Annotated in this window: 12 protein-coding genes; 7 read left to right on the top strand and 5 right to left on the bottom strand. The window is 73.8% G+C overall.

From position 1 onward, the window contains the following. Positions 1–80: 80 nt before the first annotated feature. From OG199_RS00765 to OG199_RS00745, 5 genes are all read left to right on the top strand, one after another. Positions 81–1,568: an MFS transporter gene (locus tag OG199_RS00765; protein ID WP_401808801.1), complete on the top strand. Its 1,488-nt coding sequence runs from the start codon at positions 81–83 to the stop codon at positions 1,566–1,568. A 42-nt stretch (positions 1,569–1,610) separates the two neighbouring features. Then, positions 1,611–2,180: a cupin domain-containing protein gene (locus OG199_RS00760; protein WP_356806410.1), complete on the top strand. Its 570-nt coding sequence runs from the start codon at positions 1,611–1,613 to the stop codon at positions 2,178–2,180. A gap of 114 nt (positions 2,181–2,294) precedes the next feature. Next, a complete protein-coding gene (locus OG199_RS00755) occupies positions 2,295–2,765 on the top strand; it encodes an ester cyclase (protein WP_356806408.1) in 471 nt (156 codons plus the stop codon). A gap of 241 nt (positions 2,766–3,006) precedes the next feature. Next, entirely contained in the window at positions 3,007–4,494 is a 1,488-nt protein-coding gene (locus OG199_RS00750) for a DHA2 family efflux MFS transporter permease subunit (protein ID WP_405827265.1), read from the top strand. A gap of 136 nt (positions 4,495–4,630) precedes the next feature. Next, positions 4,631–5,257, top strand: coding sequence for a dTDP-4-dehydrorhamnose 3,5-epimerase (locus OG199_RS00745; RefSeq protein WP_351726601.1), 627 nt, complete (start codon positions 4,631–4,633; stop codon positions 5,255–5,257). Between the two features lie 586 nt (positions 5,258–5,843). Here OG199_RS00745 and rfbB read toward each other — a convergent pair. Continuing rightward, positions 5,844–6,836 (bottom strand): dTDP-glucose 4,6-dehydratase, encoded by a 993-nt coding sequence (gene rfbB / locus OG199_RS00740; RefSeq protein ID WP_401808808.1) that lies wholly within the window; start codon positions 6,834–6,836, stop codon positions 5,844–5,846. Then, positions 6,833–7,900, bottom strand: coding sequence for a glucose-1-phosphate thymidylyltransferase (locus OG199_RS00735; RefSeq protein ID WP_405827262.1), 1,068 nt, complete (start codon positions 7,898–7,900; stop codon positions 6,833–6,835). The genes rfbB and OG199_RS00735 overlap by 4 nt, the downstream gene beginning before the upstream one ends. 191 nt (positions 7,901–8,091) lie before the next feature. Between OG199_RS00735 and OG199_RS00730 the strand changes: the two genes are divergently transcribed. Further along, a complete protein-coding gene (locus OG199_RS00730; RefSeq protein ID WP_405827260.1) occupies positions 8,092–8,511 on the top strand; it encodes an ester cyclase in 420 nt (139 codons plus the stop codon). A gap of 152 nt (positions 8,512–8,663) precedes the next feature. On the opposite strand, the gene OG199_RS00725 is transcribed toward OG199_RS00730, so the two are convergent. Together OG199_RS00725 and OG199_RS00720 are read right to left on the bottom strand one after the other, a co-directional pair. Further along, complete coding sequence (locus OG199_RS00725; protein WP_405827258.1) at positions 8,664–9,632, bottom strand: Gfo/Idh/MocA family protein; 969 nt, start codon at positions 9,630–9,632, stop codon at positions 8,664–8,666. Between the two features lie 17 nt (positions 9,633–9,649). Beyond that, positions 9,650–11,050, bottom strand: a complete 1,401-nt coding sequence (locus OG199_RS00720; RefSeq protein WP_405827256.1) for an NDP-hexose 2,3-dehydratase family protein — start codon at positions 11,048–11,050, stop codon at positions 9,650–9,652. A 286-nt stretch (positions 11,051–11,336) separates the two neighbouring features. On the opposite strand from OG199_RS00720, the gene OG199_RS00715 reads away from it, so the two are divergent. Continuing rightward, a complete protein-coding gene (locus OG199_RS00715; RefSeq protein ID WP_356803241.1) occupies positions 11,337–12,515 on the top strand; it encodes a nucleotide disphospho-sugar-binding domain-containing protein in 1,179 nt (392 codons plus the stop codon). A 349-nt stretch (positions 12,516–12,864) separates the two neighbouring features. On the opposite strand, the gene OG199_RS00710 is transcribed toward OG199_RS00715, so the two are convergent. Next, the gene (locus tag OG199_RS00710; RefSeq protein WP_405827254.1) at positions 12,865–14,505 is read right to left on the bottom strand and encodes a condensation domain-containing protein; all 1,641 of its coding nucleotides are present in this window, start codon (positions 14,503–14,505) and stop codon (positions 12,865–12,867) included. Positions 14,506–14,665: the final 160 nt, after the last annotated feature.

The raw sequence follows: 14,665 nt of genomic DNA, 5'->3' as shown, positions 1-14,665 counted from the left end.
GGGCCGCCCCCTTCCCGGCCACCCGCCCCAAGGGCGGCGCCGGGAAGGGGGCGGGAGGCAGACCTGTCCGAGAGGGAGCCATGACCACCGACCACCCCGCCGCCGCCCGCACCAGGAACCGCACACCCGACGCCGACGGCGCCGCGGCCGACCCGCGCCGCTGGCGCCTGCTCGTCTTCGTCGCCCTCGCCCAGTTCATGGTGCTCCTGGACACCACCGTGGTGAACCTCGCCCTGCCCGCCATCCAGAGCGACCTCGGCGCCGGCCCCACCGCCATCGAATGGGTACTGACCTCCTACATCCTGTGCTTCGGCGGCCTCATGCTGCTCGGCGGCCGCACCGCCGACCGCTGGGGCAGGCGACGCACCTTCCTGCTCGGCGCGCTGCTGTTCACCGCCGCCTCCCTGCTGTGCGGCCTGTCCGGCGACGCCGGCCTGCTCATCGCCGCCCGCGCCCTGCAGGGCTGCGGCGCCGCCTTCCTCTCACCCGCCGCGATGTCCCTGGTCACCACCACCTTCCCGCGCGGACGCGAACGCACCACCGCCCTCGCCGTGTGGGCCGCCCTGGCCGGCCTCGGCGGCACCCTCGGCGTCATCGCCGGCGGCCTGATCACCGACAGCCTCAGCTGGCGCTGGATCTTCTACATCAACCTCCCCTTCGGCGCCGTCGCCGTCGCCGGCGTCCTGCTGCTCTCCCGCGGCCGCCCCGACACCGCCGTCCGCGGCTCCCGCCCCGACCTGGCCGGCGCCGCCACCGTCACCGCGGGCCTGGCCGCCCTCGTCTACGCCATCGTCAACATCCAGGACCACGGCGCCGGTTCACCGCCCTACGTCCTCGCCCCGGCCGCCGCCGCCCTCGTCCTGCTGGCCGCGTTCGTCCTCATCGAACGCCGCGCCGCCGACCCGCTGATGCCGCTGCACCTGTTCGCCACCCGCTCCCTGGCCACCGCCGGCCTCGGCCGCGTCCTGACCAGCGGCGTCCAGGCCTCCGTCCTCTTCCTGTGCAGCTACTACCTGCAACGCACCCTGGGCTACTCCACCCTCAAGTCCGGCTTCGCGTTCCTGCCCCTGGGCATCGTCGCCATCCTGGTCACCGCCCCCGCCACCCGCGTCATGCACCGCGCCGGCCCCCGCCCCGTCTACCTGGCCGGCGCCGCCGGCTCCCTGCTGGGCCTGCTCCTGCTCACCCAGGCCCCCGCCGACGGCGACTACCTGCGGCACCTGCTGCCCGCCCTGCTCATCCTGGGCGCCTCCATGCAGTGCTGCGGCATCCCCGTCAACGTGCACGGCGTCTCCGACATCCCGCCCCACCAGCAGGGCATCGCCTCCGGCGTCCTGGTCGCCGCCTTCCAGGTCGGCGCCTCACTGGGCGTCGCCACCGTCGCCACCAGCGCCCTGACCCGCACCACCAGCGAACTCACCGCCCGCACCGACCCCGCCCTGGCCTGGCTGGACGGCCTCCACCTGGGCTTCTGGATCGCCGCCGGCATCGGCGTCCTCAACCTCCTCACCGCCTACTTCGGACTGCCCCGCCACCGCACCACCCCCGCCGGCACCCGCACCGCCTGACCCACCCCGCCACCCCCCTCACCGGACGAGAAGAGGCACCCGATGGCCCGCCCCGGAGACACCCTCCGCCTCGGAAAAGACACCCTCACCTTCCTGACCACCGCCGCCGAGACCGACGGCGCCTACGTCGAGGTCGCCGTCGAATACGCGCCCGCCGTCATCAAACCGCCCCAGCACTACCACCCCCGCCAGACCGAACACATGCGCCTGGAAAGCGGCCGCCTGAGCCTCCAGCTCGACGGCACCCTCCACGAGTACGACCAGGGCGCCGACTTCCACATCCCCCCGGGCGCCGTCCACTCCATGTGGAACCCCGGCCCCGAAACCACCCGGGTCATCTGGCGCACTACCCCCGCCTACCAGACCGAAACCGTCTTCGAGACCCTGTGGGGACTGACCAACGAAGGCCGGCTGCGCCCCGACGGCACCCCCCGCCTGCAGATGCCCCTGCTCGCCCTCGCCTTCCGCGACGAGTACCGCGTCGTCACCGGCCGCCCCTTCCCCCTCGACATGGGCCTGTGCCTGCTGCTCGCCCCGCTCGGCCTGGCCTGCGGCTACCGCCCCACCTACCGCCCGCCCCAGGACACCGCCCGCCTGCAGCCCACCGCCTGACAACCCCCACCACCCGCCCCGGGCCCGGCGGTTCGAGCCGGAAACGAGGGCCGAGCGAGCGCGCCGCCCTAGCGTCGGCGGCAACCGAACAGGCCGATGCGTGGAGGAATGGTCATGGCCACCGAAGCACACGAGTTCACTCTGCCCGGCGCGGATCTCCCGCAGCCCGACGCCGAACTGCGCAAGAAGCGCGAGGCGGTCGTCCTGCAGCACACGGTCGCCGAGATCGCCTGGGACATCGACGGCGTGCTGGCCACCTTCCCGCGCGGCGGCGTCTACCGCATCCAGGCCTTCGAAGAGGGCCCGCTGATCGGCGAAGAAGCCATCAAGAAGGGCTACTTCGCCGACCTCAAGGCGGCCTTCCCCGACCTGGAGCACGACCTGCACCACGTGCACCACACCCCCACCGCGGTGATCCTGGAGGCCCAGGCCCGCGGCAAGCAGCACGCGGACTGGCGCGGCATACCCAACCGCGGCAAGTCCATCGACGCCCCCGTCGCCGTCTTCTTCCACTTCGACGGCGACGTCCTCGTCGACGAGACCCTCTACTTCGACATCGCCACCTTCCAGCGCCAGCTCGCCTGACCGGGCCCACCGCCGCCCGCACGCCGCGGCGCCCGCCTGCCGACACCGGTACGCGGGCCCCGCGGCGCCGCCGTGCCCGCACCCCGCACCGGCGCCCACCGGGGCTCGAGGAGGAGTCGAGTACGCGTCCGTAGCGTCGTCGGCGCCGGACCGGCCCGGTGGCGACGGGTGCGCCGGCGCAGGCCGGACAGGTCACGGCGAAGAGCATCTCGCACTGACCAGCCTCCAGAAAGGATGCTCGATGAGCACCGTCAACCCCCCATCCCCGGGCGGTGAAACCAAGAGGGTGGTCTTCTGGGCCATTCTCACCACCAGCCTCGCCTCGTTCATGGCGGGACTGGACAACCTCGTCATCATCACGGCGCTGCCCACCATCCGGGAGAAACTCGGCGGCAGCCTCACCGACCTGGAATGGACGGTCAACGCCTACACCCTGTCCTTCGCGGTCCTGATGATGTTCGGCGCCGCCCTCGGCGACCGCTTCGGCCGCCGCAAGGTCTTCAGCCTGGGCCTGCTGCTGTTCACCGCCGCCTCCGCGGCCGCGGCCCTCGCGCCCGGCATCAACGAACTCGTCGCCGCCCGCGCCGTCCAGGGCATCGGCGCGGCCATCATCATGCCGCTGTCGGTGACCCTGCTGACCGCCGCCGTGCCCGCCGAGAAACGCGGCGCGGCCCTGGGCATCTGGGGCGCCGTCAACGGACTGTCCATCGCCGCCGGCCCGCTGGTGGGCGGCGCCATCGTCGAGCACCTGTCCTGGCAGTGGATCTTCTGGCTGAACGTGCCGATCGGCCTGGCCCTGGCCCCGCTGTCCTTCCGCAAGCTCGCCGAGAGCCGTATCGCCCACTCCCGCCTCGACGCCGTCGGCACCGCCCTGGCCAGCCTCGGCCTGTTCGGCATCGTCCTCGGCCTCATCAAGGGCCACGGAGACGGCTGGACGTCCCCGCAGGTCCTGGGCGCACTGATCGGCGGCACCGCCGTGATGGCCCTGTTCGTCGTCTGGGAGAACCGCACCGAACACCCGATGGTGCCGATGCGCATGTTCCGCAACCGCGCCTTCACCGCGATCAACCTGGCCGGCGCCCTGATGTCGGTCGGCATGTTCGGCGCGATCTTCCTGATGACCCAGTTCCTGCAGAACATCCAGGGCTACACCGCCATGCAGGCCGGCGTCCGCCTGCTGGCCTGGACCGCCATGCCGATGGTCGTCGCCCCCATCGGCGGCATGGTCTCCGACCGCATCGGCGGCAAACCCGTGGTCACCCTCGGCCTCGCCATGATGACCGCCGGCATGGTCTATTGGGCCTTCGTCCTCGAACCGGACGTCTCCTACGCCGCCCAGCTGCCCTCCCTGATGATCTGCGGCGCCGGCATGGCCCTGTTCTACGCCCCGCTGATGAACCTCACCATGGGCTCGGTCGCCGAACACGAACAGGGCATCGCCTCCGGCGTCACCGCCGCCACCCGCGAGGTCGGCGCCGCCCTCGGCGTCGCCCTGCTCGCCTCCATCTTCAGCGCCAACGGCGGCTACGCCTCACCCCGCAACTTCGTCGACGGCCTCGTCCCCGCCATGTGGGTCGGCGCCGTCGCGGTGGCCCTGGCGACCTTCTCCATGCTGCTCGCCCCCTCCCGCCGCCCCGCCGCCGCGCCCACCCGCGCCCCGGCCGCGCAGCCCGCCCCGGCCGGGCAGCACACACCGGCGGGGGAGAGCACCCCCGCCCCGCTGCACTGACCCGCACACCCACCCGGGGTCCGCGGCGCCGACGGCCGCGGACCCCGCACCCCTCACCACCCACGCACCGGTGCATCGGCGGCTCGTCAGCCACGACCGGACGATCCCACGACCCGACGACCCGAACCGAGGAAGCATGGCCATTGAGGAGATGAAGGTCCGCGACGCCTTCCGGATCACGCCGTCGCAACTGCCGGACAACCGGGGCCGGTTCTTCGAGGCCTGGCGCCTGGGTGAGCTGACCGGAAGCAGCGGCCAGCCGTTCACCGTCCGCCAGGTCAACTTCTCGGTCTCCCACCGCAACACCCTGCGCGGCATCCACGGCACCACCCTGCCGCCCGGCCAGGCGAAACTGGTGACCTGCGTCCGCGGCGCCGCCCTGGACGTGGTGGTCGACCTGCGCGTCGGCTCCCCGACGTTCGGCATGTTCGACACCACCCTGCAGGAGGCCGGCTCCGGCATCGGCGTCTACCTCGCCGACGGCCTCGGCCACGCCTTCCTGGCCCTGACCGACGACACCTGCATGAACTACCTGTGCTCCGAGGAGTACGTCCCCGGCACCATGGTCGACATCCAGGCCCTCGACCCGGCCATCGGCATCCCCTGGCCCACCACCACCTCCCTGATCCGCTCCGAGAAGGACGCCGCCGCCCCGAGCCTGTCCGAGGCCGTCGCACGCGGCCTGCTGCCCACCTACGAGGAGGCACTCACCTCCTACGGCCCCTCCTGGCAGCTCCCGCACCCCCAGCACCTCGGCCGCTGAACGCCCCCGGCGGCCCGGCGGCAGCACCGCGCCCGGCACCACGGTGACCGCCTGGGCAGGGCACCCGGGACACCGGACACCGCACCCGGCCCCGGCCACCGCGCGGGCCATCACCACACCGGCCCCCGCCGCGCCGGTCATCACCCCGCCGGGCCCCGCCGCGCCGCGCCGGACTCCGGCCGTTGCCGTCATCACCCCGCCGGTCCCCACCGCGCGGGGCTCCGGCCGTACCGGCTCCGCCCGGGCGTCCCGGCCGCCCTCCGGCGAGGCCCCCTCCGTCCTCCGGTGAAGCCTCCTCCTCCTCCTCCGTCCGGCCGCGGCGCCCGGTGCGCCCCGTGCCGTCGCGGAGCGCCCCACCGCCCACCGGGAGTTCCTCGCGAGGCCGCCGGCGTCGTCGCGGTCGCCCGGGTGCGGCGCGCTCGGCGGAGCAGACGGCCCCGAGGTGCGCGACCCTCCCTTTCGCCACCGCCCGCGGCGCGCCCCGTGCCGTCGTCCGCGGGCGGCCCGGCACACCGGTGCCCCGAAGACCCGTACAGGTCTCCGGGGCACCGTTAGGGAGCGTGCGGGCCGCCGGGGGCTCACCCGCTCACAGGGCGGCCCTGTGCTTGAGCGGTTCCCACCAGGAACGGTTGTCGCGGTACCAGGCGAAGGTCTCCGCCAGGCCCTGGGTGAAGTCCTTGCGGGGCCGGTAGCCCAGCTCGCGGGAGATCTTGCCGCAGTCGACCGAGTAGCGCAGGTCGTGGCCGAGCCGGTCGGGCACGTGCTCGACGCTGTCCCAGCCCGCTCCGGCCAGGTCCAGCAGCAGCGTGGTCAGTTCCTTGTTGCTCAGCTCGGTGCCGCCGCCGATGTTGTAGACCTCGCCCGGCCGGCCGCCGGTGCGCACCAGTTCCAGGCCCCGCACATGGTCGTCGATGTGCAGCCAGTCCCGTACGTTCAGTCCCTCCCCGTAGAGCGGGACGCGGTGTCCGTCGAGGAGGTTGGTGACGAACAGCGGGATGACCTTCTCGGGGAAGTGGTGGTGGCCGTAGTTGTTGGAGCAGCGCGTCACCCGTACGTCCAGGCCGTGGGTGCGGTGGTAGGACAGGGCCACCAGGTCGGAGGAGGCCTTGGAGGCGGCGTAGGGGGAGTTGGGCCGCAGCGGGTCGCTCTCCGGCCAGGATCCCTCGGCGAGGGAACCGTAGACCTCGTCGGTGGACACGTGCAGGAAGCGGGCGGGGTGGCCGGGCCGGCGCAGCGCCGCGTCGAGCAGGGTCTGGGTGCCCAGCACGTTGGTGGTGATGAACTCGGCGGCGCCGAGGATGGAGCGGTCGACGTGGGACTCGGCGGCGAAGTGCACGATCTGCTCGTGTCCGGCGACCAGTTCGGCCACCAGGCGGGTGTCGCAGATGTCGCCGTGCACGAAGCGGAAGCCGGGGTGGTGGCGGACCGGGTCGAGGTTGGCGGGGTTGCCCGCGTAGGTGAGCTTGTCGAGGACGGTGACGTGGACGTCGCCGGGGCCGGCCGGGCCGAGCAGGGTGCGCACGTAGTGCGAGCCGATGAACCCCGCGCCGCCGGTGACGAGGATGCGTGTGGTGGTCATGAGGATATCTGCACCTTGCTGTGGTCGCCGAGGATGAGCCGGTGGGCGGCGGGGATCCGCGGGGCGGGGGTCACCTCCACGTTGCGTCCGATGATGGAGGCCTCCACACGGCGGGCGCCGTGCACCGAGGAGCCGTCCAGGACGATGGAGAACTCGATCTCGCTGTCGGTGATGCGGCAGTCGGCGGCGATGGAGGTGAACGGGCCGACGTAGGAGCCGGTGATCACGCTGCCGGCGCCGATGACGGCCGGGCCCACGATGCGTGAGCCGGTGACGCGGGCGCCCTCGTCGATCCGCACCCGGCCGATGATCTCGCTGGTGTCGTCGACGTCGCCCTCGATGCGGGGTTCGGCGTGTTCCAGGACGGACCGGTTGACCTCGAGCATGTCGCCGACGTTGCCGGTGTCCTTCCAGTACCCGGAGATCGTGGTGGAGCGGACGTCGCGGTCCTGGTCGATCAGCCACTGCAGGGCGTGGGTGATCTCCAGTTCGCCGCGCCAGGACGGCTTGATGGCGCGGACGGCCTCGTGCACGGCGTCGGTGAACAGGTAGACGCCGACCAGCGCGAGGTCGCTCTTGGGGTGCTCCGGTTTCTCCTCCAGGCCCACGATCCGTCCGCCGGGGCCGAATTCGGCGACCCCGAACTGCTGCGGGTCGGAGACCTGGGTGAGCAGGATCTGGGCGGCGGGCCGCTGCGCGCGGAAGGCGTCGACCAGGTCGGAGATGCCGCCCACGATGAAGTTGTCGCCGAGGTACATGACGAAGTCGTCGTCGGCGAGGAACTCGCGGGCGATGAGGACGGCGTGGGCCAGTCCCAGGGGAGCGGACTGGGGGATGTAGGTGACGGCGAGGCCGAACTTGGAGCCGTCGCCGACGGCTTGCATGATCTCGTCGGCGGTGTCCCCGACGATGATGCCGACCTCGGTGATGCCCGCGTCCGCGATCGCTTCCAGGCCGTAGAAGAGAACCGGCTTGTTGGCCACGGGCACCAGCTGCTTGGCGGATGTGTGGGTGAGGGGGCGCAGGCGGGTTCCGGCCCCGCCGGAGAGTACGAGAGCCTTCATGGCTTCGACGCTAGGAGCGGGCACTTGAGCCGGGATCGGGGATGGGCCGCGCCCACAGGCGCCCTCCAGAGCGGCTCCAGAGGCGGTGGGGATCCTCGGTGGGCGGCGGCCGGTGGCGAGCTTCGCGGGGGGACCCGCGGGGCCCCTTCGCCCGCCCGTCCAGTGACGCGAGCCCAGAGAGGCACACAGACATGGCAGACAACCACCGTGAACTCGTCCAGCGCTTCGTCGACATGATCAACAGTCATGACGTGAGCACCATGAGCGCGCACACCGCGCCCGGGCACATCGACCACAACCCGGTCGTCGAGGACGGCATCGAGGCCAACACGGCGTTCTGGGAGCAGATCTTCGCCGCGTTCCCCGACGTCAAGGTCGTCACCCACGATGTGGTCGTGGAGGGGGACCGGATCGCCGGCCGCTTCGAGTACTCCGGCACCCACCGGGGCACCTTCTTCGGGGTCGAGGCCACCGGGCGTCCGCTCAGCTTCCAGTCGATCGACTTCTGGCGGGTCGAGGACGGCCTGCTGGCCGAGCACTGGGACCAGCTGGACATGGCCGGCCTCTTCCGTCAGCTCGGCGTCGACATCCACGTCGGCCAGGACGCGTAACCGCGCCCCCGGCGGGTGGCGGGCGGCCCGGCGTGCACGCGGTGCGCGCCGGGCCGCCCGCATACCCCCGACCCCATCCCGCCCCCGGCTTCCGTCGCGGCGACGGCCGCCGGTCAGGTGGCGGCCGGCCGGGGGGGCGGGGGAGGGGTCGGTCAGGGGGCGGGCGGCCGGGTGGCGGCGGCCTGTTCCACCTCGTCCACGAGCCGGGCGTGGGCCAGGACGGCCTCGGTGTGCGGGGTGAAGTCCTCGCCGTCGAGGACGGCGCGGGCGAAGACGCCCGCGATGTTGGTGAAGTGGGCGTCCGGCGCGAGGCGGATCTCCTCGACGGCGCCGCCGCGTTCGACGTGCAGCACCGGGACGTGCTCGTCGGGGGTGCTGAAGGCGCGGTCCAGCCGCAGCCGCCCCTGGCTGCCCCACAGGTCGTAACCGCTGCGGTAGGCGTGCTCGACACCGTAGGCGAGCTGGGCCGCCGCCCCGGACGGGGCCGTCAGCAGCGCGCCGCCCGCGGGAGCGGGCCCGTGCGGGCCGGCCGGGCGCACATGGGCGCCGGCCACCCGCAGGCCGGGGCCGAGGAAGAGCTGCGCGGCGCGCAGCGGGTAGGCGGCGACCTCGGGCAGGGTGCTGGCGCGCCGCAGGGCGCCGTCGCCGTCGCGGCGCAGCGGGATGCCGAACTCGGAGCCGAACAGCTGCAGTTCGCCGATCAGCCCGTCGTCGAGGAGCCGGCGGACGCGGGCGTGCTGGGAGTGGTGCAGGAACATGAAACTCTCCATCAGCAGCAGGCCGCGCTCGCGGGCGAGAGCGACCGCCTTGTCCGCGTCGGCCTGCCGCAGCGCGAACGGCTTCTCGCACAGCACGTGCTTGCCGGCCGCCAGCGCCCGCAGCGTCCACTCCGTGTGCAGCTCGGGCGGCAGCGGCACGTACACCGCGTCCACGTCCTCGCGCTCCAGCAGCCGCGCGTAGCCGGCCACCGGCGTGCCGCCGAACCGGTCGGTGAACGTCCGCGCCCTGGCGAGGCTGCGGCTGGCCACGGCGCTCACCCGGATGAGCGGCTGGCGGGCCATCGAGGGCAGCATGCGCCGTCCGGCGATGTCCGCGCAGCCCAGCACGCCGACGCGCAGCACGGGTCCTCCCGGCGCGCTCACCGGGCGTACGCCCCGCCGCGCGCCCAGGCCGCGCGCAGCCCGGTCAGCAGCGTACGGGCCTCGATGTTCAGGTAGTTGCTGTGCCGCAGCAGCGCGGACATCTGGTCCACCGTCACCCACAGGAAGTCCTCGGGCACGTCGACGGGGAAGTCGCCGCCCACCTCCATCAGGACGTAGCGGTTGCCCGCGTGGTGGAAGCGCCCGCCCTCCTCGGACTGCACGGTGTCGTACAGCAGTGAGCCGGCCTCGGCCCGCAGGACCAGGTCCAGGAACCGCGGCCGGCGCGGTGCGGGCAGCGTCAGCGCGCGGCCCGGCTGGCACTGCACGGTGGGGCCGAGCTCCGCCACGTCCAGCACGCCCGCCTCGGAGCGGGCGTGCGCCAGCAGGTGCGGCACGCCGCCGATGCGGCGCACCAGGAACGCGGACAGGCCCTGTTCGGCCGGCGCGAGCAGCGGCTGGGTCCAGCGGGTGACCTCGCGGTTGGCGGCGGCCACGGACGCGGCGATGACGGTGAAGTGGTGGCCGCTGTCGTGGGAGATCCCGTCCTCGGTGCGCCGCCAGTGCCGTACGGCCGACAGCGGCATGCTGGTCTGCACCAGCTCCCGGTGCGCCTTGATCTCGGTGAGCCGGTTGAGGAGGTGCTCCATGGAGTGCAGCGGGGGTCCCTCGTCGGCGAAGGACGGGATCAGCGACAGCACGGTACGGGCGTCCATGTTGACCACGTTCGACTCGTGCAGCAGCTGGTGGATCTGGCCGAGCGTCAGCCACACGAAGTCCTCGTGCTCGGGGACGTGGCCGAGCGCCTCCACCACCATGTTCCGGTTGCGCTTGCGCAGGAACCAGGAGCCCTGTTCGGACTGGAGGGAGTCGAACAGCACCCGTGAGGCGGTCCGCGGCGGCGCGAAGTACTCGATGTGGTTCACGGGGGCGCCCCGGTGCACCCCGGTGTAGTTGCTGCGGGTGGCCTGCACAGTGGGGGACAGCTGGACGGTCTCGATGTTGCCGGGTTCCATCTTGGCCTGCATCAGGCAGTGCAGGACGCCGTCGAACTCCTTGACGACGATGCCCAGGATGCCGATCTCCGGCTGGTTGATGATCGGCTGCGACCAGGACGCGGCGTGCCCGTTCCACTCGGTGCGCACGTGCAGGCCCTCGACGGAGAAGAACCGGCCGCTGTCGTGCACCAGGTTCCCGGTGGCGCCCTGGAAGCGCCAGCCGACCAGCTCGCGGAAGGGGATGCGCCGCACCTCGTAGCGGTTGGTGCGGCGCTGCTCGGCGAACCACTCACGGAAGACCGGATTGGGTGTCACCGGGCTGTCCAGGGTCTGGGCCGACAGCGTGAAGCGCCGCCCGAGGCCGGTGAGGGCGCCCGGGGGCACCGCTTGGGTGATGGTCATAAAACATGACTCCTTCGCCGTGTCCCGCGCGCCCAGGGCCAGGCCGCCGCCCACGACCATCCGGCAGGGCGATCGGCCGTTGCTGGAGGGCGCCTCGAAACGCCCCGCACGCCCGCTCGAGGCATCCCCCGGCACCCGGCCCGGGGGAGGGGCGGAGAGGGCCGCCCACGTGGGACGGCCCGCTCGGAGCAGCCGCCCCTCCCGCCGCCCCTTCCCGGTTTCTTTCAATGCTAGATTTATTGTCACTGCTAGACAAAGGGGTGAGGCGTCCCTACGCTGAGGCGGTATGAGAATCCTCTTTGCCAGCGCGGGCAACTTCGGGCACGTCTATCCCCTGCTTCCCTTGGCGAAGGCCGCGCGCGCCGCGGGCCACGAGGTGGTGTTCGCCACCGGCGAGCAGCTCCACCCGGCCCTGCGGGCCGCCGGCCTGGAGCCGGTGGCGGCGGGCCGCTCGGTCCCCGAGGCGTTCATGGAAGCAGTGCGCGGTAGTGCCTCCCTCGAGCACGACGGCGCCGACCTGGGCGCCCAGGACGTGCCGCCGGAGGTGCTGGCGGACCTGCATGTGAAGGTGTTCGGTTCGGTGCTGCCCCGCTGGGTGGCCGCCGACCTCGCGCCCGTCCTCGCCGACCGGCGCCCCGACCTCGTCGTCTACGAGGCGATGAACCCGGGCGCCGCCTTCGCCGCACGGCTGGCGGGTGTGCCCGCCGTCGCGCACGGCGTCGGGGTGATGGCGATGGGCCCCGAAGAGGCCCGGATCCAGGAGGAGTTGCTGGCCACCGCGGCCGACCTCGGGGTGAGCGTGCCCTACGGCCGGCTGCTGGCGCTCGCCGCCACGTACATCGACATCTGCCCGCCGTCGCTGCAGGACGCCGGCTTCCTGGCCGCCCCGCTGCCCCGCATCGAACAGCGCCCCGTCGCCTACGGCGAGCCGGGTGAACTGCCCGCGGGCATCCGCGACGCGGACGGCCCGTTCGTCTACCTGACCCTGGGCACCGCACTGGGCTCGGTGGACGTGCTGCGCACGGTCATCGACGGGCTGCTGCCGCTCCAGGTGCCGGTCCTGGTGGCGACCGGACCCGTGGTGGCCGTCGCCGACCTGGGTGAACTGCCCGAGCGCGTGGTGGCGGTGGAGTGGGTGGCCCAGCCCGAGGCACTGAAGCGGGCGGCGCTGGTGGTGCAGCACGGCGGCGCGGGCACCACCCTGGCCGCACTGGCGGCCGCCCTGCCCCAGCTGATCCTGCCGCAGGGCGCCGACGGCCCCGCCAACGGCACCGCCGTGCGCGACGCGGGCGCCGGCGAGGTGATCCTCGCCGGTGACCTGTCGGCCGACGCGGTCACCGAACAGGCCCGCCGCATCCTGGGCGACGAGAGCTACCGGGACGCGGCCCGCAAGGTCGCCGCCGAGATCGCCGCGATGCCCGACCCCGCCGAAACCGCGGCCCGCCTCCCGCAGTTCACCGCCTGACCGGCCCGACCCGCCCGGCCTGTTCGGTCTGTTCGCCTCCGGGTGCCGATCCGCCGGCCGCCCGGTCCCCGGCTCCGGTGCGCGCGTGCACTCCCCCGGTACGCGCGCACCGGATGCCCCCGTCCGCCGTGGGGCACCCTCGCCTCCCTGCCGTACGACGCCGGTGCGCGCCTGCGTCCCCCGCGTCTCCTGCCCGGCCGCACGCCACGACCTCCCGCCGTGCGGTGAAGGCGCCCGCCCGGCAGTCCGCAAACCGCAGTCCGCAACCCGCAGTCCGCAACCCGCAGTCCGCAAGCCGGAGTTCGGGGCCCGCGAGCCGGAGTGGGGGAGTGCGGAAGAGGTGGGCGGGTCAGGGCAGGGGGAGGGCGAGAGGGCGGCCGGCGGGCGTCTCGTCGCGCGCGGCCGGGGTGTCCGGCAGGTCCTCGACCGGTGTGTGCGGGGGTGAGGTCACCAGTGCCGTCAGGGCGGCGCGCAGCGCGCGGGCGAGCTGTGCGGCCTGCGCACGGGTGAGCTGTGCGGAGGCGAACTCCAGGCTCAGCAGGGGGTGTTCGCGCCAGCGCAGCACCGTCAGGGCGGCGTCCGCGGTGACGGCGCCCGGGTGCCCGTGATGGAAGCGCGCGCTCAGCCCGCCCGCCCGCATGCTCTCGGGCAGCAGCTCGTCGCGGGCCGCGAACGTCACCTGCGTCAGGGCGGCGCGGAAGCGGTCTACGGGCACCCCCGCGGCGCGCGCCGTATCGGCGTCGTCGACATCCGCGTACTGGAGGGCCTCGCTGAACGCGCAGGCGATGCCGCGCAGGAAGTAGTCGACGCCGCCCGCCAGTTCGCAGGCCACCGGCACCGTCGCGGAGCAGGGCACGACGGTGCGCAGCAGCTCCGCGGTGGGCCGGCGCGGCATCTCGGTGCCCACCAGCAGCCGTTCGCGGCCCGCGCGCCGGCCCACCGCCAGTGCCCAGGCCGCCAGCAGCACCGTGCCGTGCGGCACACCGGCCCGCCGGGCCGTCGCGTCGGCCGCGTCCCGCAGCCGCGTGCCGAGGCCGAACAGCAGCTGCTCGCCGCGGTAGTCGAAGGCGGCCGCCGGCCGCGCCGCGGGCGCCAGGTCCAGGCCGCCTGCCAGGGAGCGCAGTTGCTCGGCGCGTTCGGCCGGCAGCACCCGGGCCGGGCCGGGCCGGGCGGCCGGCCGGGTGCGGTGCGGCGCGTCCGGGCCGGGGCGGGGCGTGTGGTCCAGCGGGCGGCGGCGGACGGCGCGGTCGTAGTCGGCGAGCAGTTCCTGCCACAGCAGGGCGGCCGACCGGCTGTCCGCCACGGCGTCGTGGTGGACGAACGACAGCAGCTGCGCACCGGCCGCCAGCGGCGTCAGCGCGAAGACCAGCGGCGGCAGGCCGGGCCGGCCCACCAGCCGCCCCGCCCGCACCGCCAGCCGCGCGTGCGCCGCCGCCACCAGGTCCTCGCCCGGACCCGCGGCCAGCGGCTCCAGCATGACCAGCGGCGGGGGACAGACGGCGAGCACCCGCCGCACAGGGCCGCGCGGGGTGGTGGCGAAAGCGGTCCGCAGGCCCTCGTGCCGCGCACCCAGCGCGGCCAGCGCACGGCGCAGCGCGCCCGCGTCCAGCGGGCCGGACAGCTCGGCGCTGACGATCCGGGCCACCGCACCGGCACCGGCGACCCGCTCGGCGGCGAGCGCCGCCGACTGCCCCGGCAGCAGCGCCCGTACGCCCCCGCCGCCCGCGGCCGGCCCCGGCGCCCGCACCGGCGCCGGACGCGCCCGGGCCAGTACGTCCGCGAGGGGGGCGGGCCCCAGCAGCTGCGCCAGGTCCACGGCCAGGCCCAACTGCTGCTCGGCGCGCGCCTGGAGCCGTACGGCCTGCCCGAGGCCGCCGCCCAGCGTGATGAAGGGGGACCCCGCCGCCGCGGCCGGCAGGACGCGCCGGTCGCAGCCGATGACGTCCGCGGCCAGGTCGAGCAGCTCCTCCAGGGGAGTCGGCGTCAGCATGGGCGGGCCCTCTCTGTGGGCAGTCGTGCCCCGATGCTGGCGCCCGCGCCTCGAAGGCCGCTCGAACGCGGCCGCACGACGGCACCCGCCCCGCCGCACGACAGGACGGCAACCCCCCGAATTTCAAAGGCAGAAAGCCTATCACTGACAGCTCGATTAT

The sequence above is a fragment of the Streptomyces sp. NBC_01176 genome (assembly GCF_045039825.1).
GTDB lineage: Bacteria > Actinomycetota > Actinomycetes > Streptomycetales > Streptomycetaceae > Streptomyces.
This window is presented reverse-complemented; position numbering and strand designations above follow the sequence as displayed.

Bases quoted from the DNA above. Each gene is read 5' to 3' on its own strand.
- OG199_RS00765 (WP_401808801.1), top strand. From the start codon at position 81: ATGACCACCGACCACCCCGCCGCCGCCCGCACCAGGAACCGCACACCC.
- OG199_RS00760 (WP_356806410.1), top strand. From the start codon at position 1,611: ATGGCCCGCCCCGGAGACACCCTCCGCCTCGGAAAAGACACCCTCACC.
- OG199_RS00755 (WP_356806408.1), top strand. From the start codon at position 2,295: ATGGCCACCGAAGCACACGAGTTCACTCTGCCCGGCGCGGATCTCCCG.
- OG199_RS00750 (WP_405827265.1), top strand. From the start codon at position 3,007: ATGAGCACCGTCAACCCCCCATCCCCGGGCGGTGAAACCAAGAGGGTG.
- OG199_RS00745 (WP_351726601.1), top strand. From the start codon at position 4,631: ATGGCCATTGAGGAGATGAAGGTCCGCGACGCCTTCCGGATCACGCCG.
- rfbB (WP_401808808.1), bottom strand. From the start codon at position 6,836: ATGACCACCACACGCATCCTCGTCACCGGCGGCGCGGGGTTCATCGGC.
- OG199_RS00735 (WP_405827262.1), bottom strand. From the start codon at position 7,900: ATGAAGGCTCTCGTACTCTCCGGCGGGGCCGGAACCCGCCTGCGCCCC.
- OG199_RS00730 (WP_405827260.1), top strand. From the start codon at position 8,092: ATGGCAGACAACCACCGTGAACTCGTCCAGCGCTTCGTCGACATGATC.
- OG199_RS00720 (WP_405827256.1), bottom strand. From the start codon at position 11,050: ATGACCATCACCCAAGCGGTGCCCCCGGGCGCCCTCACCGGCCTCGGG.
- OG199_RS00715 (WP_356803241.1), top strand. From the start codon at position 11,337: ATGAGAATCCTCTTTGCCAGCGCGGGCAACTTCGGGCACGTCTATCCC.
- OG199_RS00710 (WP_405827254.1), bottom strand. From the start codon at position 14,505: ATGCTGACGCCGACTCCCCTGGAGGAGCTGCTCGACCTGGCCGCGGAC.